Source organism: Pseudomonas frederiksbergensis (assembly GCF_003732705.1).
GTDB classification, from domain to species: domain Bacteria; phylum Pseudomonadota; class Gammaproteobacteria; order Pseudomonadales; family Pseudomonadaceae; genus Aquipseudomonas; species Aquipseudomonas frederiksbergensis_F.
The window spans coordinates 1-22856 of record NZ_MOBR01000003.1 but is presented as its reverse complement, the minus strand read 5'-3'; the positions used below and the strand labels follow the sequence as shown (position 1 = coordinate 22856).

Sequence of the window (22856 nt, the reverse complement as noted above, 5' to 3'; positions counted from 1 at the left end):
CATCAGCCAACCTTGCGACATCTGCCATGAAGGTCTATCAACAAAGCTTCATTCATCTTGAGTGCCTGTCATGACTTCACAGACCAATCGCCAGTTCCTGCTCGCCAAACGCCCGGTGGGTCCGGCGACCCGCGAAACGTTCACCTTTCAAGAAGTACCGGTCGGCGAACCGGCGACAGGTCAGATCCTGGTCAAGAACGAATACCTGTCCCTGGACCCGGCCATGCGTGGCTGGATGAACGAGGGCAAATCCTACATCCCGCCGGTCGGCATCGGCGAGGTCATGCGCGCCTTGGGCGTAGGCAAAGTCGTGGCGTCGAACAATCCGGGGTTTGCGGTCGGGGACTACGTCAACGGCGCCCTCGGTGTGCAGGATTATTTCCTCGGCGAGCCGCGCGGTTTCTACAAGGTTGATCCGAAACTGGCACCACTGCCGCGTTACTTGTCGGCCCTGGGCATGACCGGCATGACCGCGTACTTCGCCCTGCTGGATGTCGGCGCACCGAAGGCCGGCGAAACCGTTGTGCTCTCAGGGGCGGCGGGCGCGGTGGGCAGCATTGCCGGGCAGATCGCCAAGATCAAAGGCTGTCGCGTGATCGGCATCGCTGGTGGCGCGGACAAGTGCAAGTTCCTGATCGATGAACTGGGTTTTGACGGCGTCATCGACTACAAAAACGAAGACGTCGTGGCCGGGCTCAAGCGCGAATGCCCGAAAGGCGTGGACGTGTATTTCGATAACGTCGGCGGCGACATCCTCGACGCCGTACTGAGTCGCCTGGCCCTGAAGGCGCGGGTAGTGATTTGCGGCGCCATCAGCCAGTACAACAACAAGGAAGCGGTCAAGGGCCCGGCCAACTACCTGTCGCTGCTGGTCAACCGTGCACGGATGGAAGGCTTTGTGGTGATGGACTACGCCGCCCAATTCGCCAGCGCCGGGCAGGAAATGGCCGGCTGGATGGCCAAGGGGCAGTTGCAGAGCCGCGAAGATATTGTCGAAGGACTGGAAACGTTCCCGGAGACGCTGATGAAATTGTTCAGCGGGGAGAACTTCGGGAAGTTGGTTTTGAAGGTTTAACCCGGTATCTGAAGACGCCCCAAAACCAATTGTGGGAGCGAGCCTGCTCGCGAAGGCGGAGTGTCAGTCGACATTAATGTTGGCTGATACACCGCTTTCGCGAGCAGGCTCGCTCCCACATTTTGGATCTTCAGTGTTTCTGGTTAAGCGATTTCGGCTACGACGTCGGCCAACGCTTTGGCCGGATCCGCCGCCTGGCTGATCGGACGACCAATCACCAGATAATCAGAACCGGCATCCAGTGCCTGACGCGGCGTCAGGATGCGGCGTTGATCGTCCTGGGCGCTGCCAGCCGGACGAATCCCCGGGGTCACCAGTTGCAGCGTCGGGTGGGCCGTTTTCAGGGCCTGGGCTTCCAGGGCCGAGCACACCAGACCGTCCATCCCGGCTTTTTCCGCCAGTGCCGCCAGTCGCAGAACCTGTTCCTGCGGTTCGATGTCCAGGCCGATGCCTGCCAGATCTTCACGCTCCATGCTGGTCAGCACGGTCACGCCGATCAACAGCGGCTTGGGGCCGGTACGCTGGTCGAGCACTTCACGGCACGCCGCCATCATGCGCAGACCGCCGGAGCAGTGCACGTTGACCATCCACACGCCCATTTCCGCCGCAGCCTTGACCGCCATGGCGGTGGTGTTCGGGATGTCGTGGAACTTGAGGTCCAGGAACACTTCGAAACCCTTGTCGCGCAGGGTGCCGACGATTTCCGCAGCGCAGCTGGTAAACAGCTCCTTGCCGACTTTGACCCGGCACAGTTTCGGGTCCAACTGGTCGGCCAGCTTCAGTGCGGCGTCACGGGTGGGGAAATCCAGGGCGACGATGATAGGAGTCTGGCAGACGGACATGTGCGGGCTCTCAGGCAGGACGAAATCGGCGCGCATTGTAGCGGAACCAGCGCCGCTGCGGGACCCGATGATCGGTAAATCGTCCCGCAACCTCCAGCAAGCCTAGACGCTGCGCCCATTGTGTCGAGCCCGATACACACAGGACACGCCCACAACAAAGGGCGTCGCTACCCTCGGCAGCCGCAACACGTCCTTACAGCACTTCCCGCCTTCGGGCTGGACGCCTATGCTGAAGCCACAACCTCGCAGCCCATCTTTGTGGTTGGCAGCCTACTTGGCAGATGAACCCACGCATGCACAGCACTCAAGCCCCTGTGAACGACGATCAAAAAGCGCCCGGCGACGACAAACGCTGGAGCATTCGTGCCCTGATCGTCGACGATGACGTCCCGATCCGCGAATTGATGATCGATTACCTGGCCCGGTTCAATATCCACGCCAGCGGCGTCACCGATGGCGCGGCCATGCGCCAGGCGCTGCAAGCGGAACATTTTGACGTGGTGGTGCTCGATTTGATGCTGCCCGGCGAAGACGGTTTGTCCCTGTGCCGCTGGCTGCGCGCCGAGTCGGACATCCCGATCCTGATGCTCACCGCCCGTTGCGAACCCACCGACCGGATCATCGGCCTGGAACTGGGCGCCGACGACTACATGGCCAAGCCGTTCGAGCCACGGGAACTGGTAGCGCGGATTCAGACGATTCTGCGGCGGGTGCGCGACGATCGCACCGAACAGCGTGCGAACATTCGCTTCGACAACTGGCGCCTGAACAGCGTGCTGCGCCAGTTGATCGCTGCCGATGGCCTGGTGGTGCCGCTGTCCAACGCCGAGTTCCGCTTGCTGTGGGTGTTTATCGAACGCCCGCGCCGGGTGCTCAGCCGCGAACAATTGCTGGATGCCGCCCGTGGTCGTTCGATCGAAGCCTTTGATCGCAGCATTGACCTGCTGGTGTCGCGCCTGCGCCAGAAACTCGGCGATGACCCGAAAAACCCACAGCTGATCAAGACCGTTCGCGGTGAGGGTTATCTGTTCGACGCGAGAGACATCGGCTGATGCGTGCGCGCTTCGATACGCTGTTCGGCCGCCTGTTTGGCGTGCTGTTGATCGCGATCATCCTGGCGCACTTGCTGGCGTTTTTCTGGTTTCACCATTACGGCCCGCCTCCCCCTCCGCCGCCGCCCGGTTTTTCTGAAGACTTCGGCGGCCCGCGTCCACCGATGGACCCGCGCTTCGAAAAACGCCCGCCCCGCCCATGGTTCGGCGGGCCGTTGGTGCCACTGACCTTTCAACTGGTCTCGCTGATCATTGCTGCCTGGTATGGCGCCAAATTGCTGAGCCGGCCGATCCAGCGCTTGAGCGATGCCGCCGAGCGCTTGAGCGAAAACCTCGACAGCCCGCCGCTGGACGAGTCCGGCCCCCGGGAAGCGCGGCAAGCAGCCCACACTTTCAACAAGATGCAGCGCCGGATCATCGAACAAGTGCAGCAGCGCTCGCGAATGCTCGGCGCGGTGTCCCATGACCTGCGCACGCCGCTGTCGCGCCTCAAGCTACGCCTGGAACAAATCGACGACGACAAGCTGCAAGGCCAGATGCGCCAGGATCTGGATGACATGATCGGCATGCTCGACGCCACCCTCACCTACCTGCACGAACAACGCACCAGCGAAGCCCGACAGTGGATGGACGTGCAGGCACTCGTGGAATCCCTGAGCGAAAACGCCCAGGACCAGGGGGCCGACGTCCAGGCCAGTGGTCATTGCGCGCCGCTGCAAGTGCAGCCGATGGCCTTGCGTTCGTGCATCAATAACCTGATGGACAATGCCCTGCGTTATGCCGGGGAAGCGTTGATTACCCTGGAGGACAGTCGCGGGCATCTGCTGATCCGGGTGATCGACCACGGTCCGGGGATTGCGGCGGACAAGCGTGAAGCGGTGTTCGAGCCGTTCTTTCGCCTGGAGGGTTCGCGCAACCGTAACTCCGGTGGCGTCGGCCTGGGCATGACCATCGCCCGGGAAGCGGCGGAACGCCTGGGCGGGCAGTTGAGCCTGGAAGAAACACCGGGCGGTGGTCTTACTGCCGTCATCAACCTGCCTCGCACTTAAGCCAAACCCGGATTTTCTGTGTGCACAGCCTCCTGTGGGAGCGAGCTTGCTCGCGATGACGGCGGCACATTCAACATCAATGTGACTGACAGACCGCTATCGCGAGCAAGCTCGCTCCCACAGGGTCCGTGTCTGCTCTGACATTTGCGCATGTGTACCAACCGGTACAAACGCCACACACCCACGACAACTTACCCCTTGAGGCTGCATAAGCCGGTGCACTCACCGGTTTTCCGTCCAAAGGAGTGAGCCCAATGATCGGTAGCGTCAGCAGCAACTACACGAGCTATACCAGCACGAGCACCAGCAGCACGGCGGCCAACGCCGCCCGCCGTGCAGAGTTCCAGAAACAGCTGTTCACCAAGCTCGACAGCAATGGCGACGGCTCGGTGAGTCAGGACGAGCTGAAGACCGCCCAGTCGGATAAACCCGACAATCGCCTGTTGGCCGACCTGAGCAAGAACTTCACCGACCTCGACAGCGATGACAGCGGCAGCCTGAGCAGCGAGGAAATGGCAGCGATGGCCCCGCCCGCACCGCCTCAGGATCAGGCACCGAACACGGACCTGGCCGACGCGCTGCTCGGCGCATTGGACGCCGATGGCGACGGCAACCTCAGCAGCGATGAATTGAGCAATGGCCTGACCGCTGCCGGCAGCAGCGCCGACAGTAAGGAAATCTTCTCAGCCCTGGACAAAAACCAGGATGGCACCGTCAGCAAGGACGAACTCACCGCCGCCCTGAGCCCGCCGCCACCGCCGCCGCAACAGGCCTCCAGCAATCAGTTGTTCAGCCAGCTCGACACCGACAGCGATGGCAGTATCAGCGCCACCGAACTGAGCAGCGCGTTGCAGGCGAGCACCAGCAGCTCATCGAACGCCACCGATACCAGCGCCGCGCTGTTGAAGGTGCTCGACAGCGACAGCAGCGGTGGCGTCAGCAGCGATGAGCTCAAGGCTGCACTGCAAGCCGGCCGCGAGAAAAACAGCGACAGCTCCACCGATCAGTCGAATGTCAGCGAAGCCCTGCAAAAAATGATCGCCAACCTGACCAAACAGTATTCGCTCGATAACGTTGCGAGCGCGGGCAAGTACCTGAACGTCTCGACCTGACCAAAAAGCTTCGCGGGCAAGCCTCGCTCCTACAGGTTTTGTGTCGTCCGGAAAATTCGCGGACAACACAAAACCTGTAGGAGCGAGGCTTGCCCGCGAAGAGGCCATCACAGACACAAAAAAGCCCACTGACCGCTATGGATTCAGTGGGTTTTTCATTGCCTGTCAGGACGCTATCGCGAGCAAGCTTTGCTCCTACAGAGCAAGATCAGCGTCAGAGCAAAATCAGCGGCGGTCTTCAACCCGCGCCTGGCTCTTGCTCCAGTCCGTCAACAAGCTGTACGCCACCGCCAACAACGTCGGCCCGATAAACAACCCGATAAACCCGAACGCAATCAACCCGCCAAACACCCCCAGCAGCACAATCACCAACGGCAGATTCCCGCCGCGACTGATCAGGTACGGCTTGAGCACATTGTCCACGCCACTGATGATGAACGTGCCCCAGATCCCGAGGAACACCGCCATCCCGTACTCGCCCTTCCAGGCCAGCCAGGCCGTGGCCGGAATCCAGATCAGCGGCGGCCCCATCGGAATCAGGCTCAACATGAATGTCACGATCCCCAGCACCAACGCCCCAGGCACTCCCGCAATCAGGAACCCGATCAACGCCAGCACGGCCTGGGCCGCCGCCGTGCCGATCACCCCGTTCACCACCCGTTGCACGGTGCCGGCGACGAGTTCGATGTAGTACCCGGCGCGGTCACCGATCAGGCGTGACAGCAAGCTATGCACAAACGCCGCCAGGCGCGGCCCGTCACGGTAGAAAAAGAACACGAAGACAATGCTCAGGGTCAGTTCGAGAATGCCGCCGCCAATCTGCGCACTGCGCGCCAGCAACCAGTTACCGACCTGCCCGAGATAAGGTTTGACCGCCAACATCATCGCCGCGCCCTGCTCGTCGATGCTGTTCCAGATGCCCACCAGCCGTTCACCGACCAGAGGAACGCTGACCAGCCAGACCGGCGCTTCCGGCAGGCCATCGACCTGCACATCCTTGATGAACGCCGTGGCATCGCGCACGTGGTCCGCCAGGTTGAACCCCAGCCACACCAAGGGCACCGCCACCAGCAACATCCAGCCCAGGGTCAGCAAGGCGGCCGCCAGGGATTCACGGCCGTTGAGCCAACGGGTCAGCAAGCGCATCAGCGGCCAACTGGCGAACGCCAGCACCGCGCCCCAGAACAATGCCGACCAGAACGGCGCCATCACCCAGAAGCTCGCGCCAAACAGCACCAGGAGCAGAATCTGCACCAACAGCCGATCGTTATTGATCATCGATATCTCGAAAAAAGTCAGTTCGCAAAAGAGTAGGCGAACGCGCGGGACGCGTTCGCCGGATGCAGCTTACCGCAACAGTTCGATGTGCAGGCCAGAGCCCTCGACGCTGCCGGTTTCCATGCGCGCCGCACGTACGCCCAAGGCAATCAGCGATTGGCGCCAGGCTTCGGCCTTGACCCCGGAAACACTGACCCGCAGCGTGGTGTCGAGGTTCAAACCACGGGAGATCAAGCGCAGCCAGGTGTCATCGGGATCGGCACTGAGTTTCGGGAAATCCAGCTCGCCGGTGCTTTTGAGCTGGCGCAGCAGGGTGGCCGAGGTCGGCAGCAAATCCCCCAGCGGCGCGGCTGATTCAAACTGTTCAACGTGCAGGTAGGCTTTGCGATTGCCGCGGGTGATGCTGTAGAGCGCCACCAGTGAATTGTCCTTGGGCGCTGCCAGACGCAGTAACAAATACGCCTGTTGCTCGTCCGCGCCGTAGAGCTTGGAATTGCCGAAGACTTCATTGGCCCACAGGCTGCTTTCGCCGCAATCTCGGGCCTGGCACCAGAAGAGCAGTTCGGCGCCCTGCTTCTGCAAGGCTTCGCGGGCGGCGGTAAAGGCTTCAGTGGAAGAATGTTCCGGCGGCAGCTCGTAGGTCACCGACGTGGTTTGCCCACGGGCGCTGACCTGGCCGTCGAAACGCAATTGGCCGCTGATCTTGCGGATCGAGCCCAGCGGATAGATCCGTTCAAGCTCCACGGGTGGGCGATAGTCGACGATCTGCGCATCGGCCAGGCGTGGCACGATCGGCAGGTCCTGGCTGCCCGGAATATCGGCAGCAAATAACAAAGGGCTGAAACAACACAACGCCAACAGGCTGAGTGAACGCTTAGGCAGGCTCATTGGATAAGCATGGCCAGGGCGACCGCGAGGCCATTCGGGGTCGCAGCGGTGTAGAGATTTATCATGGTTGTCTCCCTTTTCAACCCGCCCAGCCTCGACAGTTGCCCGGCGCAAGTCAAGGAACGGCGAAGAACCGATTGAAACAGTCTGCGACAAGGTCGGCGCCGGCCTCGTCATTCAGGTGCAAATGATGGCCACCTGGCAGCTGTTCACGGCTAAAGGGTAGACGCTCCAGCAACTCGGGATGTTTGGCGAGCATGCCGTCGGCCGCCACCACCAGCCGCGTAGGACAAGTGATACGCGCGACGAAGGCCATGGCTTGTTCCTGGGTCAGACGCAGCGGCGATGGCAGCGTGAGACGACTGTCGGTGCGCCAGGTATAACCGCCCGGTACCGGCATCAGGCCCCGTTGCGCCAACAGTTCGGCAGCTTCGCGACTGACCGCCACCAGGCCTTTCATCCGCGCTTCGATGGCCCGGTCCAGCGTGTTGTATACCGGTTTGCGTTTCTCCCGCAGATCCAGCTGCGCTTGCAGGGCCATGCCCATGCGCTCGGCTGCATTTTCGCCTTTGTCTGTAGGAGGAATCACACCGTCGATCAAGGCCAGATGCGTGACGCGCTCCGGCATTGACCCGGCGATGATCATCGACGCAATCGCGCCCATGGAGTGGCCCAGCAGCGCAAACCGCTTGAGTCCAAGCTGTTCGGCGACTTGCAGCACGTCGTGGGCGTAATCCCACATCGCGTAACCGGCGCCGACCGGACGATGCCCGGAATGGCCGTGGCCAGCCATGTCCAGCGCAATAATCCGCAATCCTTTGAGCTTGGGTGCCAACCGGGCAAAGCTGTTGGCATTGTCCAGCCAGCCGTGCAAAGCGATCACCGGCAAGCCATCCTCGGGACCCGACAGGTGCGCCGCCAGCTCGATGTGCGGCAGGCTCAGACGGACTTCTTCGACGACGCTGCTCATGCGCAATCCTGCTGGCGACGACCTTCCCAGCGGCTGAACAGGTTTTTCAGCAGTGTGGCGGTGTCTTGCGGACGTTCGAGGGGAAACATGTGGCCGCCGGGCATGGTCAGGGATTCGCCCAAGGGCATGCGCACCACGGAACTGGCGTGATGGCGCATGACCACGCGGCTGTTATTCCCGCGCACCACCGCCAGCGGCACTTTCAATTGCCGTGCGCGGCCGGGGCTGGTGTGGGGCACGCCGCGGTAAATGCTGATTTCCGTAGCCGGATCGAAACGCAGGCGCAGCTTGTCGCCGACCTTGTGCAAACCGTGCTGCAAGTAGGCGTCGAAGCATTCCGGGTCGAAACCGCGAAACAGGGTTTTGCCGGAAAAGTAGCGGCGGGCGCTGTCCAGATCGGCAAACTCTTCGCGCCGACCCAAGGTACGCCCGGCCGGCGTCAGCCGATCGATAAAGCCGAAACGCTTGGCAGCGAGGATCACCCATTGATCGGCGCGGGTCAGCACTGGCGAATCGAGCATGACGACGCCGCGATACAACTCGGGACAGCGCAGGGCCGCGTGCAGGTGCAGCACACCGCCGAAAGAATGGCCGACGCCCCAGACCGGTTCCGGTTGTCGCTTGAGGTGATGGATCAGCTCATCCACCAGGTTGCGCCAGTTGTCGTCTGCCGGGAAACGCGGGTCATGGGCGTGCTGCTCCAGATGCGTCACCTGATATTCAGGGGCCAACGCCGCGAACAACTTGCCGTAGGTCCCCGAAGGAAAACCATTGGCGTGGGCGAAAAAGATCTGCTGCGACATACCGGTCAATCCATGGGCGAGAAACGTGCGTTGATTGTCCGTAAGACGGTGGGTGACAGCAATGACCGTAACTGACAGGAATGATGACAGTCCGGCCATGCCTATGGGTGTCAATTAAATCCACCCAGCCCTCTCCCCAGAGGGGAGAGGGAGCCGACCGAGGTGTTCTTAGAGCGACATCGACCTGAGAAATCGAGTCAAACTCAGGTTTGAACAACATGAAGATCGGCTCCCTTTCCCCCTCTCCCCTCTGGGGAGGGCAGTGAGGGGTGGCTTTAACTGTCCCCACCCGATCTCAACGCGCCGGAGGATTCTCACCCAACGGCACCACCGCCATGGTCAATCGCGAAACACAGCTCGCCTTGCCCTCATCGCTGGTCAACCGAATATCCCAGACATGCGTGGTGCGACCGATGTGAATCGCCCTGGCCACCGCCGTCACCCGCCCACTGCGCAAGCCGCGCAAGTGGTTGGCGTTGATTTCCAGGCCCACGCAATAAAACTTGCTGGCATCGATGCACAGGTAGCTGGCCATCGAACCGACGGTTTCGGCCAGCACCACCGAGGCGCCGCCGTGCAGCAGGCCGTAAGGCTGGTGAGTGCGATGGTCGACGACCATGCTGGCGGTCAGGGACTCGTCGTCGAAGGCTTCGAAGCGGATATCCAGCACTTCGCCGATGGTGTTTTTCTGGATGGCATTCAATTGTTCAATGTTCGGAGCGGTACGCCACAGACTCATCGCTGACTTCCTTTATTGAGGTTGTTCGTCACTCAATCCTGCCACAGCACCGCTTCATTGCGCTCGCTCCATTCTTCGAAACGGGCGCCATACGCCGCTTCGATCACGTTGCGCTTGATCTTCAAGGTCGGCGTGAGAAAGCCGTTTTCCACCGCCCAACTGTCCTTGACCACCACCAGCCGACGCAAGCGTTCATGTTTGTCGAGGACACCGTTGACCTCTTCCAGGAGTTTTTCCAGGCTCGAATGCAAGACGCTTCGAGCCGAACTGGCGGCGTCCTGCAAACCGACCGCCGATAACACGCAAAGCCCCAGGGGCGCACTCAACCCATCGCCGACCACGCACACTTGTTCGATCCGCGAATGCACCGCCAGGCGATTCTCGATCGGGGCCGGGGCCACGTATTTGCCTTTGCTGGTCTTGAAGATTTCCTTCAGGCGCCCAGTCAGGCGCAGGTTGCCTTCGGCGTCTTGCTCGCCCTTGTCACCGGTGCGCAGGAAGCCGTCTTCGGTAATGGTGTCAGCGGTTTTCTCAGGTTCCTTGAAATAGCCGAGCATGGTCGCGCCGCTGCGCACCATGACCTCCCCCGTCTCGGCGATCCGCACCTCAACCTCCGGGCAGGGCTTGCCGATCCAGCCCGGTTTGTCGTCTCCTGGCCGACCGATGTGCGAGTAACCACAGCTTTCGGTCATGCCATACACCTCCAGCACGTCCAGACCCAATTTGCGATACCACAGCAACAGGGTCTGCGGCACGGGCGCGGCGCCGGACAAGGCCACGCGCAGCGCATCCAGCCCCAGCCCGGCGAGGACTTTGTGGCCGACCCGCTTGCCGATAATCGGCAGACCGAGGAGGAAATCGAGGCGTTTTGCCGGGATCTTGCTGTACACGCCCATCTGGAATTTGGTCCAGATTCGTGGCACACCGAACATCGCCGTTGGCCGGGCGCGCTGCAAATCGGTGAGAAAGGTGTCGAGGCTCTCGGCAAAAAACACGGTTTGCCCGGTATAGATCGAAGCGAGTTCGACGAACATCCGCTCGGCGACATGGCACAGCGGCAGGTAGGACAGCAGTCGATCCGACTCATTGAGGCCGAACAATTGTGTGCCACGGGTGGTGGCAAAACCGAGGTTACCGAAACTGTGCATCACGCCTTTGGGCAGGCCGGTGGTGCCAGAGGTGTAAATGATGGTCGCCAACTGCTCGGCGGCGGGCTTCGGGTTGTCCTGGATTGGCGAACTTTTTTGCAAGTCGTCCCAGCTGAAATCGAAGGTGCCCGGCGGATGTAACGGCAGGCTGATGGTCGGCAGGTCGGGGCTGACCCCACGGGACATGCCGGGCCAGTCATCGAGTTTGCCGATGAACGCCAGCGCGGCTTCGGAGTGTTCGAGCACTTGAGCCACGGATTCGGCGGTGAGGTTGGGGTACAACGGCACCGACACATGCCCGGCCATCCAGATCGCCAGGTCGGCGATGATCCAGTGCGCGCAGTTCTTCGAGATCAGGGCGATGTGGCTGCCTTGGGGCAGTTCCCGAGCGCGCAGCCAATGCGCGGCGCAGCGGGCCTGATGGCCGACATCCTCCCAGGTGAGGGTTTCGACCTGGCCACCGCCTATCGGCTGGACCAGAAAGCGCTGGCGGGGATGGCGGGCTTCACGCTCGTAGAACACGTCCAGCGGCAAACGAAAGGCAGCAGACATGCGACTTGCTCCTGTGTTTTTGGTCTGGAGCAAGCGTAGTCAACCAAGCAAGTGCTTGGTTGACTATTTCACACAAAATCGGCAACACCACCGGCCCTGTAGGAGCGAGGCTTGCCCGCGAAGGCGTCGTGTCATTCAACAACGATGTCGACTGGTGCGACGCCTTCGCGGGCAAGCCTCGCTCCTACAAAAGCAAAAAGCAGCGCAGCCGTTACGGGTGCTTGATGCCCTTGAGCTTCATCGCCCCCGCCAGCGGCAAGTCGCCTTCAAGTTCGGCCAGTCCGGCGGTTTTCACGGTTTCCGGGTCCTGCACATGACCGTTCTGCAGGTAACCCAGCAAATTGCCCACCAGCGGGTTATGGCTGACCAGCAATGCATAATCCACGGACACCAACTGCTCCGACACTTTTTGCGGTGTGTAGTCGGGTGTCAGCCACTCGACGGTGCGAATTTCCGGCTGGAAACCCAGCGCTTCACGGACCAGTTGCGCCGTCTGCTGCGCGCGCAGGTAAGGGCTGGCGTAGATAGCCGAGATCGGCTGGCCGATCAACTCGGCGGCACTGCGCAGCACTTCTTCACGACCGTGGGCCGTCAGTGCCCGTTCGGAGTCAGGACGCGAGCCATAAGGCTCGGCTTCACCATGACGCAATACCCAGAGTTTCATAGCTTGGGTTCCTCATCTCGAGCCGGATGCGGCGCAGGCGCCACCACGTGCGGCGCTTCACCTTCCGGTGTACGCGGCGTCGGCCAGTCGGCGAACGGCCAAGGCTTCTGGTCGCTGTGGAACGTGCCGAAACGACCGATCTGCGCCAGGAACTGGCTCAGGCTGTCGCCGAAGTTCATCAAGCTGGCGCTCGGGGCGCCATAAATCAAACGATAGATCAACTGCACCAGCACCACCGCACCGAGGATGAACTGCGCCACTTGCCAGACCAGCAAGAAGACGATCATCCACAGCACCCGCAGCAGGATGGACTCGTATTTGGCTTCTGTTTTCGGATCGTTCATGTGTCGCTCCCTGCCCCTGTAGATGGCGTGCTTAATTGAAACCGCTGGTGGAAATGAAGTCGACGTCGGTTTTCGGCTCGCCACGCATCAATAGACCGATCACCTGCTCCAGCGTGCGACCTTCGAACAGGATGGCATGCAACCCGGCGACCAGCGGCATGTACACCCCTGCTTCCTGGGACTTAGCCTTGAGCACCTTCAGGGTATTCACGCCTTCGGCGACTTCACCCAGGCGCGTCACCGCATCTTCCAGGCTCAAACCCTGGCCGAGGGCGAACCCGACCTGATAGTTGCGGCTTTTCGGCGACGAGCAGGTGACGATCAAGTCGCCCACGCCCGCCAGACCAAGGAAGGTCATCGGGTTGGCGCCCTGATTCACTGCAAAACGAGTCATTTCCGCCAGCGCGCGGGTGATCAGCATGCTCTTGGTGTTTTCGCCCATGCCCAGCGCCACGGCCATGCCGGCGATGATCGCGTAGACATTTTTCAGCGCCCCACCCAGCTCCACGCCGAAACGGTCGTTGCTGGCGTACACACGAAAGGTACGGCCGTGCAGCGCTTCCTGGACCCGTGAGCACAGTTCTTCGTCTTCGCTGGCGACCACCGTCGCGGTCAGCGCGTGCTCGGCGATTTCACGGGCCAGGTTCGGCCCGGACAGCACGCCGATGCGTGCTTGCGGCGCGATCTCTTCGAGAATCTCGCTCATCAGCTTGAACGTGTGGGCTTCGATGCCTTTAGTCAGGCTCACCAGCAGTTTGCCGCTCAAACGTTCGGCGTGCGGGGCCAAAACCGAGCGCAACGCACTGGACGGCAGGGCGACGAAGCACAGGTCGCAGGCCTCCAGCGTTGCTTGCAGGTCAGTGACGGCTTCCACGCCCGGCAAAATCTTGATGCCTTTGAGGTAACGCGGGTTCTCGCGATTGACCCGGATGGCCTCGGCCTGTTCGGGGTCACGCATCCACTGCCGGACCTGAAGCCCGTTCTCGGCCAGCAGATTTGCCACGGCGGTACCAAAACTTCCGCCTCCCAGGACCGCAATTGGGCGCTGTTCAGTCATATGCAATCCGTTAATCCATACCAATGGCGATGCCGGCATTATACGGAGCGGCCCAGTCGCGGCCAGTCCCTGCATCAATTACCGACACTTGTAGGAAGAAGACCAACATATCCGAGGAAAATGCCCTGAACGTGACTGGAAAAGTCACTGAGCTCGGTTAACATGCGCGCCACTTAATCGCTATCAAGGCTGTGTCGTGTCTTTTGGCCCTCCCTCACCTCGCTCGTCGCTGGTTCTGGCGCTGATTTTCAGCCCGGCCTTGCTGGCCGACGATCTGTTCCTCGACAACGAGCCGCTGCCCCAAGTGCTGACGGCCACGCGGCTGAAACAGTCGCCCGCCGCCGTGCCGGGGAGCATGACGGTGCTCGATAGCGAACTGATCAACGCCAGCGGCGCCCGGGACATCAGCGAATTGCTGCGGCTGGTGCCGGGGATGATGGTGGGCAACATCAACGGTAACCAGGCCGCGGTGAACTACCACGGCACCAATGCCAGCGAAGCGCGACGCATGCAGGTGTTGATCGATGGCCGCTCGGTGTACCGCGCCGGCCTGGCCACGGTGGACTGGAGCGATATTCCAGTGGCCATGGAAGACATCGAGCGTATCGAAGTCTTTCGCGGCCCGAACACCGTCAGCTACGGCGCCAACGCGCTGATGGCGGTGGTCAACATCATCACGCGCAACCCGGCGGACAGCCACGGCACACGCCTGAAAGTCACCCGGGGCCAGCGCGGCATCAATGATTTTTACGCCAGCCAAGGCACAGGTTGGGACGGCGGCGATTTGCGCCTTTCGCTCTCCGGCCAGCAAGACGATGGTTTCGACTCGGACCGCACCGGTGCCGATTACCGTGACAGTCGGCGCCTGGACCGCTTCAACCTCGTCGTCAGCCAGACACTTAATGAAAGCCAAAGCATCGATTGGCAATTAAATGCCAAGGACGGCAGCAATCAGCGGCCGTACACCTACCGCCCTGTGTTCTCGGGGATTACCGCCGCCGGGAACAATTCCGACGTGGTGGCCAAGGATTACGCCGGTTCCCTGCGCTGGAACCTGGACATAAATCCCGACCACAGCCTGTATATCCAGGGCTCGGCGCAACACTGGGATCGTCAGCAGACCTGGCGCGCCTGTGACGCCGAAGTGTCGTTCAGCCCGCAATTGACCGATCTGTGGCAACTCAACCCGAATTACGCCGAACGCCTGGCGCGCAATATGGAGCGCTACACCGGCCCCGGCGCACCGGCGGGCACTGCGGCAGAACAAGCGCTGGGAAATCAGGTGCTGGAGCAATGGAAAAACGGCGCGAAACAAACCCTGTGCGGTGACATCGACCAAAGTGCCCGGGAATCGCGCTACGACCTCGAACTGCAAGACACCTTGAGCCTGTCCGATAGTCTGCGACTGGTCAGCGGCATGAACTATCGTTACGACCGGGCAGATTCCGAGACCTACTTCAATGGCACGCTCGACGACACCACTTGGCGTACGTTCGGCCAACTCGAGTGGCGCGCCAGTGAACACTGGTTGCTCCAGGGCGGCGCCATGTTCGAAGACACGCAATTGACCGGCAGCTCACTGACCCCACGGGTGGCGGTCAACTACCTGATCAACCCGCGCCATGGCTTGCGCGCGGTGTATTCCGAAGCGATTCGCTCGCCTGACATGTTCGAGAACAACGTGAACTGGAGCTACCAGGTGACCAACCTGCGGCCCAGCGCCTATGGCCAGACCAGCGCCCGCTACTTCGTCAAGACCCGCGGCCCCGGCGACCTCGACAAGGAGCGCATGCGTTCCCGAGAACTGGGCTACAACGGTTTCTTCGCCGAGCTCGGGCTGGCGGTGGATGTGAAGCTGTTCTACGACGAAATCACCGGCATGATCAGCGAGCCGTTGCGCAACAACCAGTACATCGCCAGCAACGCCAACAACTCGCGTTTCAGCGGGACCGAAACCCAACTGGACTGGCACGTCAGCCGCGCCGATCGCCTGCGCCTGACCTATGCCTACGTCGATGCCAAGGCCAGCAACCCGCTGGACCAACAGCAGACCGCGCGCAACAGCGGCTCTGCCGGTTGGCTGCGCGACTGGGGCCAGGGCTGGAACAGCGCGCTCTTCTACTATGGAGACGACGCGCTGAACGGCTACCGCTTCGAGCGGGTCGACACACGCATCGCCAAGCGCATCAGCCTGGGCAAGGCCAACCTGGAACTGGCCGGCGTCATGCAACAGCGCCTCGACAATCAGCCCACCACCTTCGTCGACAACAACTACGACGAACGCCGGGTGCTCTACTTCAGCGCGGAGCTGGCGTTTTAGATGCAGCCGCCGTCACGGAAGACGCCAACCCTTGGCCGAATGCTGGCCGGGTTGTGCCTGATCGTCGGTGGACTGCTGTGCAGTCTGCCGGCCAGCGCTGCGGAGATTCTGTTGACCGGCGCCGAAGACAGCCCCGGCGTGCAATCTTTCACCCAGGCCCTGAGCGAATTGCGCCCCACCGACAGCGTGCGTTTCCAGCCGCTGGCCAGCCTGCCGGCGCCGGGCAAACTGTCCAGCGGCACGCGCCTGATCCTGCTTGACCTGCCGAGCCTCGACTGGCGCCTGCAAGACAGTCAGGGGCCGGCGACGCTGGTGCTGCGCATCAGTCGCTTGCAAGCGCGGCAACGCCTGAATAATGTGCTGCCCACCCACCTGAGTCTGTTGTGGAGCGATCCGCCACTGGAGCGGCAATTGCGCCTCACCCGATTGCTCCTGCCCCAGGTTCGCCGGGTCGGCGTGCTCTATGACCGCCACAGCGAATTCCTCTTGAAAGAACTGCGCCTGGCCGCCCTGCCCCTGGGCCTTGAGATCGTCACCGAGTCCTGGGACAACACCAATGACAGCCGCCCGTTGCAGACATTGTTGAAAAACTGCGACGTGCTGCTGGGTCTCGATGACCCCGACCTGTACAACCCCAAAACCGCGAAAAACCTGTTGCTCAGCAGCTACGCGCGACAGATGGCGCTGATCGGCCCCAACGCCGCTTTCGTCAAGGCCGGCAGCCTGGCCAGCACCTACAGCGACCAGAGCGACTGGCTGGCAATTCTCGACGACTTGCTCGACCGGCCGCCGGCCAGTTGGCCGCGTACGCTCTATCCCAAGCACTTCAAAGTCTTAAGCAATCCACAAGTGGCTCGTTCATTAGGTATTGAACAGATGAATGAAGCATCTGTCGCAACACAGTTGGCCGAAGGAGAAAGCCACCCATGACCTTCCGACGCCGTTGGGACATCAACACCCGCACGCAAATCATCAGCCTCGGCCCTGCCCTGTTACTGACGTTGCTGCTGATCAGCTTTTTCACCTTCGTGCGGATCCAGGACCTGCGCCAGGAACTCAACCACACCGGGCAGCTGATCGCCAACCAACTGGCGCCGGCCACCGAGTACGGGGTGATTTCCGGCAACAACGACGTGCTGGAAAGTTTGCTCAAGGCGACGCTGGCCACGCCCAACGTGCGGTTTCTGGAAGTGCAGGACAACGCCAACCGGATTCTGGTGTACGTCGAGCAGCCGTCGGAATCCCACAACCGCTCGCAGCAGGTCGAAGTGTTTCAGGCGCCAGTGCGGCTGCAACGAATCGCGCTGAACAATGACTTCTTCCAGAACACCAAGACCTCGGTGAGCGCGCCGAGCGAGGACTATTTGGGACGGGTGATCGTCGGCCTGTCCAACGATGCCTTCAGCCAGCGCCAGCAAGAGATCCTGTTCAAAGCCGGGATCCTTGCGTTGTTTGCCCTGCTGTTTACCTTCCTGCTGGCCCGGCGCCTGGCGGGCAGTCTGTCGCAACCGATCCGCGACATCGGCAACGCAGTCAAGGCGATCCAGAAAGGCGACTACACCACGCCGCTGCCGATTGTCGATGACACCGAGCTGGGGGCCTTGTCGCAACACATCAACAACCTCGCCGACGGTCTTGAACAGGCCAGCCGCGAACAGCAGCAAGCGATGTCGCAGTTGATCCAGACCCGCGAGGAAGCGGAAAAAGCCAACAACGCCAAATCCGATTTCCTGGCGATGATGAGCCACGAACTGCGCACGCCCATGAACGGCGTGCTGGGCATGCTGCAATTGCTCGAAACCACCGACATGACCGAGGAGCAGGTCGAATACGCGGCGCTGGCCTCGGAGTCCACCGAGCACTTGCTCAAGGTGATCAACGACATTCTCGACTTCTCGCGCATTGAGCGTTCGGAACTGGAGCTGGAGCACATTCCGTTCAACCTCGCGGACCTGATCGGCAGCTGCGCCCAGTCCTTCCAGCACAGCGCGGCGCAACGCAAGCTCGACCTTGAGCTAGTGGTCCCCGACGACATGCGCGCCTTGCAGGTTCAGGGCGATCCGACGCGGATCCGGCAGATTCTGGTCAACCTGATCGGCAATGCGCTGAAATTCACCGAACAGGGCCGCGTGACCATCGAGCCGCAGTGGCAATCCCTGGACCACGAATTGTTGTGGTTTACCTGCACCGTGCGCGACAGCGGCATCGGAATTTCGCCCGAAAGCCTGGAATTGATGTTTAACGCGTTCCAACAGGCCGACAGTTCCATTTCAAGACGTTACGGCGGCACCGGGCTCGGCCTGCCGATTGCCCGCACCCTCGCCGAGCGCATGGGCGGTACGTTGCGGGCCCAGAGCGAGGAAGGTCGCGGCTCGGTATTTACCCTGGAAATTCCCCTGGCCCTTTATAAACAAGCGTTGCCGGAGCTGCCGGCGCCGCGGGTGCCGACCGGCAATGGCCACGGTGAAGGACGCAATGTGTTGCTGGTGGAGGACAATCCGGTCAACCAGACGGTCATCGAGGCGATGTTGCGCAGTTTGGGCTTTACTGTCAGCGTCGCCAGCGATGGCGCGCAGGCAGTGCGCAGTGCCGAGAGCCTGATTTTCGAGGCGATTTTGATGGACTGCCGATTGCCGGTCATCGACGGCTATGAAGCCACCCGGCAGATTCGCCAACTGCCCGGCTGCCTGGACCTGCCGATCATCGCCCTGACGGCCAACGCCTTGCAGGGCGACCGCGAAGCGTGCCTGGCGGCGGGCATGAACGATTACCTGGCCAAGCCCTTCAAACGCACTGATCTGCAGCAAATTCTGCAGCGATGGGTGCAGTAGTGCTGTCCTTTCGGCTATCTGTGACTGGCGTGAAAGGCGAAAGTGCGGCAGTCTTAGGCACCCGAACAGGCCCGAAAAGGGGCTTGAATAATAATTTCAGTGCACAAGTGTACATTCATGTCCTTGGTGCTGTGACTTTCACCACAACGCAATAGTCTATGAGTAGGCTGTCGACTCGAGGCATGAACGCTTCGATCGGCCGGGAAGATTTGCCCCACCCTGCCGCACGGGACTATTGAGGAGCTCGCATGACCAAACAAAACGCCTTTACTCGGGAAGACCTGCTGCGCTGCAGTCGCGGTGAGCTGTTCGGCCCAGGTAACGCGCAACTGCCCGCCCCGAACATGCTGATGGTGGATCGCATCACCCATATCAGCGAAGAGGGTGGCAAGTACGGCAAAGGTGAATTGGTCGCCGAGCTGGATATCACTCCGGACCTGTGGTTCTTCGCCTGTCACTTCGAAGGCGATCCGGTGATGCCGGGCTGCCTGGGCCTCGACGCCATGTGGCAACTGGTCGGCTTCTTCCTCGGCTGGCAGGGTCTGCCGGGCCGTGGCCGCGCCCTGGGTTCGGGTGAAGTGAAGTTCTTTGGTCAGGTCCTGCCGACCGCCAAGAAAGTTACGTATAACATTCAGATCAAGCGCGTCCTGAAAGGCAAGCTGAACCTCGCTATCGCCGACGGTTCGGTCAGTGTCGACGGCCGCGAAATCTACACCGCCGAAGGCCTCCGGGTCGGCGTGTTCACCTCCACTGAAAACTTCTAAGGGTTATCCGCATGCGCCGCGTCGTTATCACTGGTCTGGGCATCGTTTCGTGCCTGGGCAATGACAAAGAGACCGTCTCCGCTAACCTGCGTGCAAGCCGCCCTGGCATCCGGTTCAACCCGGAATATGCTGAAATGGGTCTGCGTAGCCAGGTTTCCGGCTCCATTGACCTTCCCCTCGAAGAGCTGATCGATCGCAAGATCTATCGCTTCGTCGGCCACGCGGCGGCTTACGCCTACCTGGCCATGAAAGACGCCATCACTGACTCCGGTCTGACCGATGAGCAAGTCTCCAACCCGCGTACCGGCCTGATCGCCGGTTCCGGTGGCGCCTCCACGCTGAACCAGATGGAAGCGCTGGACATCCTGCGCGAGAAAGGCGTGAAGCGCGTCGGCCCATACCGCGTAACGCGGACCATGAGCAGCACCGTTTCCGCTTGCCTGGCCACGCCGTTCAAGATCAAGGGCCTGAACTACTCCATCGCATCTGCCTGCGCCACCAGTGCTCACTGCATCGGTACCGCCATGGAACAGATCCAGATGGGCAAGCAGGACATCGTGTTCGCCGGCGGCGGTGAAGAAGAACATTGGAGCCAGTCGTTCCTGTTCGACGCCATGGGCGCCCTGTCCAGCCAGTACAACGAAACCCCGGAAAAGGCTTCCCGTGCCTACGACGCCAAGCGTGACGGTTTCGTCATCGCCGGCGGTGGCGGCATGGTCGTGGTCGAGGAGCTGGAACACGCTCTGGCCCGCGGCGCGAAGATCTACGCGGAAATCGTTGGCTACGGCGCGACGTCCGACGGCTACGACATGGTCGCTCCAAGCGGCGAAGGTGCCATCCGCTGCATGCAGATGGCCATGTCCACCGTCGACACCCCGATCGACTACCTGAACACCCACGGCACCTCGACTCCGGTCGGCGACGTCGCGGAAATGAAAGGTGTGCGTGAAGTGTTCGGCGCCAACGCTCCGGCCATCAGCTCCACCAAGAGCCTGTCGGGTCACTCCCTGGGCGCCGCCGGCGTTCACGAAGCGATCTACTGCATGCTGATGATGGAAGGCAACTTCATGGCGGGTTCCGCCAACATCGACGAACTGGACCCGGAAGTGGCTGACATGCCGATCCTGACCAAGACGCGCGAAGACGCCACCATCAACACCGTGATGAGCAACAGCTTCGGTTTCGGCGGCACCAATGCCACGCTGGTACTGAAGCGTTGGGCGGGTAAGTAATACCCCACCGCTAGCTGCACACAAAAACGCCCCGACTGGTTCGGGGCGTTTTTGTGTGCCTGGAAAAAAGCCATCGCAATGCTTTTGCAGGAGCCAGGATTGCCGGCGAAGGCGTCCTTGAGTGCGCCTTCGCCGGCAAGCCTGGCTCCTACAGGTACGGCGTTCAAACAGTGGTTTTGTTCATCGCGAACATGAAACTTTTGTCATAAAACTCAGCAGCCTGCGATCGAATGTCGCGTATTTGGCGGGCTGCGGGACTTTTGCAGTTTTCGCAATTATTCGTTGCCGAACGAAAGCATTTACTTAGCAACCTAACAAAACATATAACAGAGTCCTGCACACGCCTTGGTGCAGGTAACTGAGATTGGAGCTAGCAGATGACTGTAAAAGTAACTGAACGCGACGATTCGCATAAATCCCATGAAGGCATCGCCGCCGGTATCCGCATCTGGGATGTACATCAACAAGACATGCTGGTGGGGATGTTCCATTCCGAGACCGACGCCCATAGCTACAAGGCTGAACTGGAAACGCAGGAACAGAAACGCGAAGCACGCTCTGCGTAATGACAGCATTGAAAACGATAAACCCCGCCATGAGCGGGGTTTGTCGTTGTTGCAGGCCTTAAAGGCTTACCACATCAGATCATCAGGAATCTGATAGGCCGCGTACGGATCGTCCTCGGCAGCGACTTCTTCCTTCTTGACGTTCAGCTGCACGATCCGCTGTGGATCGCGCTCCTGGATCTTCAGGGCCGCCTCACGGGGAATCACTTCGTAACCGCCGGCGTGGTGCACGATTGCCAGGAAGCCATTGCTGAGCTGGTTGCGCATCAGCGGGTTGACCGAGAGGCGCTTGACCTTCTTGTCGTCCACGAAGTTGTAGTAGTCCTCGGTGGTCAACTTGGGCAGGCGCGAGACTTCGATCAACTGCTTGACCTGTGCGGCACGGGCCTTGGCCTCGACCTTCTCCTGCTGCAGGCGATTCAGCTCCTGGTCGCGCTTGACCTTCTCGGCCAACGCTTCCTGAGCCAGGCGCTGCTGGGTGTCGTCCTGTTCGATCTGGCCTTTATGGACCAGGCGTTGCTGCTTCTGCTTCTCTTTGCCGACCTGTTTGGCCTGCTTTTGGTTGACCAGCCCTGCTTTGAGCAACTGGTCGCGAAGGGAAATGCTCATGGTGCTTATTTCTCACTTAGGCAACTGCTCAACCGCAGCCGGGCAAATTCTTTTCCTGACGTTTGGCTTCGCCCCACAGGGCGTCCAACTCTTCGAGGGTGCAATCTTCTATGGGACGGTGGGTGTCGCGCAATGCCTGTTCGATAAAACGGAAGCGTCTTTCGAATTTGCTGTTGGCGCCACGCAGGGCAGTTTCCGGATCGACCTTCAGATGACGCGCCAGATTGACCACGGAAAACAGCAGATCACCGACCTCGTCGGCAATCGCTGCCGAGTCGTTATCGGCCATGGCTTCGAGTACTTCATCGAGCTCTTCGCGGACCTTGTCCAGTACCGGCAACGCGTCCGGCCAGTCGAAACCGACCTGCCCGGCGCGCTTCTGCAGCTTCGCCGAACGGGACAATGCCGGCAACGCCGCCGGCACGTCATCGAGCAAGGACAGTTGTTCAGGCGCGGAAGATTTCTCGGCGCGTTCTTCGGCCTTGATCTCTTCCCAACGCTGTTTGACCTGTTCTTCATTCAGACGCGGAACGTCCAGCGGCGCATACAGATCGCCGGTGGGGAACACGTGAGGATGACGACGGATCAGTTTGCGGGTGATGCCGTCGATGACGCCGGCAAATTCGAACCGCCCTTCTTCCCTGGCCAGTTGGCTGTAATAAACCACCTGGAACAGCAAATCGCCCAACTCGCCCTGCAAGTGATCGAAGTCACCGCGCTCGATGGCGTCGGCCACTTCGTAAGCTTCTTCCAGGGTGTGCGGGACGATGGTGGCGTAGGTTTGCTTGATGTCCCACGGGCAGCCGAACTGCGGGTCGCGCAGGCGGTTCATCAGGTGCAATAAGTCTTCAAGTGAATACATCAATCAATCTCTGCATCTTCGACGCGGTGTGTCGGGCAACCGGAAACCTGTAGGAGCGAGGCTTGCCCGCGAAGGCGGTGTGTCAGGTATGACGCCTTC

The 22856-nt window shown here is 60.9% G+C and carries 22 protein-coding genes; 10 read left to right on the top strand and 12 right to left on the bottom strand.

All coding sequences use genetic code 11. The annotated features are described in order from the left end of the window. The first annotated feature begins 70 nt into the window (after positions 1-70). Entirely contained in the window at positions 71-1075 is a 1005-nt protein-coding gene (locus BK667_RS02075) for an NADP-dependent oxidoreductase (protein ID WP_123510012.1), read from the top strand. A gap of 143 nt (positions 1076-1218) precedes the next feature. Here BK667_RS02075 and pyrF read toward each other — a convergent pair whose 3' ends face one another. Continuing rightward, entirely contained in the window at positions 1219-1917 is a 699-nt protein-coding gene (gene pyrF / locus BK667_RS02070) for an orotidine-5'-phosphate decarboxylase (RefSeq protein WP_185058162.1), read from the bottom strand. A 293-nt stretch (positions 1918-2210) separates the two neighbouring features. On the opposite strand from pyrF, the gene BK667_RS02065 reads away from it, so the two are divergent. The 3 genes from BK667_RS02065 to xopAW all read left to right on the top strand — a co-directional run bounded on the left by BK667_RS02065 (position 2211) and on the right by xopAW (position 5130). Beyond that, positions 2211-2969 carry a response regulator gene (locus tag BK667_RS02065; protein WP_123510011.1) on the top strand — a complete coding sequence of 253 codons (759 nt, stop codon included), beginning with the start codon at positions 2211-2213 and terminating at the stop codon, positions 2967-2969. Continuing rightward, entirely contained in the window at positions 2969-4018 is a 1050-nt protein-coding gene (locus tag BK667_RS02060) for a sensor histidine kinase (RefSeq protein WP_123510010.1), read from the top strand. Before BK667_RS02065 ends, BK667_RS02060 begins: the two co-directional genes overlap by 1 nt. Before the next feature lie 254 nt (positions 4019-4272). Then, positions 4273-5130, top strand: coding sequence for an EF-hand domain-containing protein (gene xopAW / locus BK667_RS02055; protein WP_123596670.1), 858 nt, complete (start codon positions 4273-4275; stop codon positions 5128-5130). A 225-nt stretch (positions 5131-5355) separates the two neighbouring features. Here the strand turns inward: xopAW and BK667_RS02050 are convergent, their stop codons facing one another. The 9 genes from BK667_RS02050 to BK667_RS02010 form a co-directional block, all read right to left on the bottom strand. After that, positions 5356-6408, bottom strand: a complete 1053-nt coding sequence (locus tag BK667_RS02050; RefSeq protein ID WP_123510008.1) for an AI-2E family transporter — start codon at positions 6406-6408, stop codon at positions 5356-5358. A 69-nt stretch (positions 6409-6477) separates the two neighbouring features. After that, positions 6478-7296 (bottom strand): DUF4892 domain-containing protein, encoded by an 819-nt coding sequence (locus BK667_RS02045; RefSeq protein WP_123596669.1) that lies wholly within the window; start codon positions 7294-7296, stop codon positions 6478-6480. Positions 7297-7411: 115 nt separating this feature from the next. Next, positions 7412-8266 carry an alpha/beta hydrolase gene (locus tag BK667_RS02040; RefSeq protein ID WP_123510006.1) on the bottom strand — a complete coding sequence of 285 codons (855 nt, stop codon included), beginning with the start codon at positions 8264-8266 and terminating at the stop codon, positions 7412-7414. Next, positions 8263-9069, bottom strand: coding sequence for an alpha/beta fold hydrolase (locus BK667_RS02035; protein ID WP_123596668.1), 807 nt, complete (start codon positions 9067-9069; stop codon positions 8263-8265). Before BK667_RS02035 ends, BK667_RS02040 begins: the two co-directional genes overlap by 4 nt. 295 nt (positions 9070-9364) lie before the next feature. After that, a complete protein-coding gene (locus BK667_RS02030) occupies positions 9365-9808 on the bottom strand; it encodes a hotdog fold thioesterase (protein WP_123510004.1) in 444 nt (147 codons plus the stop codon). Between the two features lie 32 nt (positions 9809-9840). Further along, on the bottom strand, positions 9841-11508 hold the full coding sequence (locus tag BK667_RS02025; protein ID WP_123596667.1) for an AMP-binding protein: 1668 nt from the start codon (positions 11506-11508) through the stop codon (positions 9841-9843). Between the two features lie 211 nt (positions 11509-11719). Continuing rightward, positions 11720-12172 carry a phosphohistidine phosphatase SixA gene (gene sixA / locus BK667_RS02020; RefSeq protein ID WP_123510002.1) on the bottom strand — a complete coding sequence of 151 codons (453 nt, stop codon included), beginning with the start codon at positions 12170-12172 and terminating at the stop codon, positions 11720-11722. Further along, a complete protein-coding gene (locus tag BK667_RS02015) occupies positions 12169-12516 on the bottom strand; it encodes a DUF4389 domain-containing protein (protein WP_123510001.1) in 348 nt (115 codons plus the stop codon). The genes sixA and BK667_RS02015 overlap by 4 nt, the downstream gene beginning before the upstream one ends. A 31-nt stretch (positions 12517-12547) precedes the next feature. Then, positions 12548-13573 carry an NAD(P)H-dependent glycerol-3-phosphate dehydrogenase gene (locus BK667_RS02010; RefSeq protein WP_123596666.1) on the bottom strand — a complete coding sequence of 342 codons (1026 nt, stop codon included), beginning with the start codon at positions 13571-13573 and terminating at the stop codon, positions 12548-12550. 196 nt (positions 13574-13769) lie between these two features. Between BK667_RS02010 and BK667_RS02005 the strand changes: the two genes are divergently transcribed. From BK667_RS02005 to BK667_RS01975, 6 genes are all read left to right on the top strand, one after another. Further along, positions 13770-15893, top strand: coding sequence for a TonB-dependent receptor plug domain-containing protein (locus BK667_RS02005; protein WP_123509999.1), 2124 nt, complete (start codon positions 13770-13772; stop codon positions 15891-15893). Then, positions 15894-16823, top strand: coding sequence for an ABC transporter substrate-binding protein (locus tag BK667_RS02000; RefSeq protein WP_123596665.1), 930 nt, complete (start codon positions 15894-15896; stop codon positions 16821-16823). After that, the gene (locus BK667_RS01995) at positions 16820-18724 is read left to right on the top strand and encodes an ATP-binding protein (protein ID WP_123596664.1); all 1905 of its coding nucleotides are present in this window, start codon (positions 16820-16822) and stop codon (positions 18722-18724) included. The genes BK667_RS02000 and BK667_RS01995 overlap by 4 nt, the downstream gene beginning before the upstream one ends. A 248-nt stretch (positions 18725-18972) precedes the next feature. After that, complete coding sequence (gene fabA / locus BK667_RS01990) at positions 18973-19488, top strand: 3-hydroxyacyl-[acyl-carrier-protein] dehydratase FabA (protein WP_042560484.1); 516 nt, start codon at positions 18973-18975, stop codon at positions 19486-19488. Between the two features lie 11 nt (positions 19489-19499). After that, on the top strand, positions 19500-20720 hold the full coding sequence (fabB, locus tag BK667_RS01985; protein ID WP_054054895.1) for a beta-ketoacyl-ACP synthase I: 1221 nt from the start codon (positions 19500-19502) through the stop codon (positions 20718-20720). Between the two features lie 377 nt (positions 20721-21097). Further along, entirely contained in the window at positions 21098-21286 is a 189-nt protein-coding gene (locus tag BK667_RS01975) for a hypothetical protein (protein WP_123509995.1), read from the top strand. Positions 21287-21352: 66 nt separating this feature from the next. Here the strand turns inward: BK667_RS01975 and BK667_RS01970 are convergent, their stop codons facing one another. After that, entirely contained in the window at positions 21353-21895 is a 543-nt protein-coding gene (locus tag BK667_RS01970) for a DUF2058 domain-containing protein (protein ID WP_123509994.1), read from the bottom strand. 28 nt (positions 21896-21923) lie between these two features. Continuing rightward, positions 21924-22757, bottom strand: a complete 834-nt coding sequence (mazG, locus tag BK667_RS01965) for a nucleoside triphosphate pyrophosphohydrolase (protein ID WP_123596662.1) — start codon at positions 22755-22757, stop codon at positions 21924-21926. Between the last annotated feature and the right edge of the window lie 99 nt (positions 22758-22856).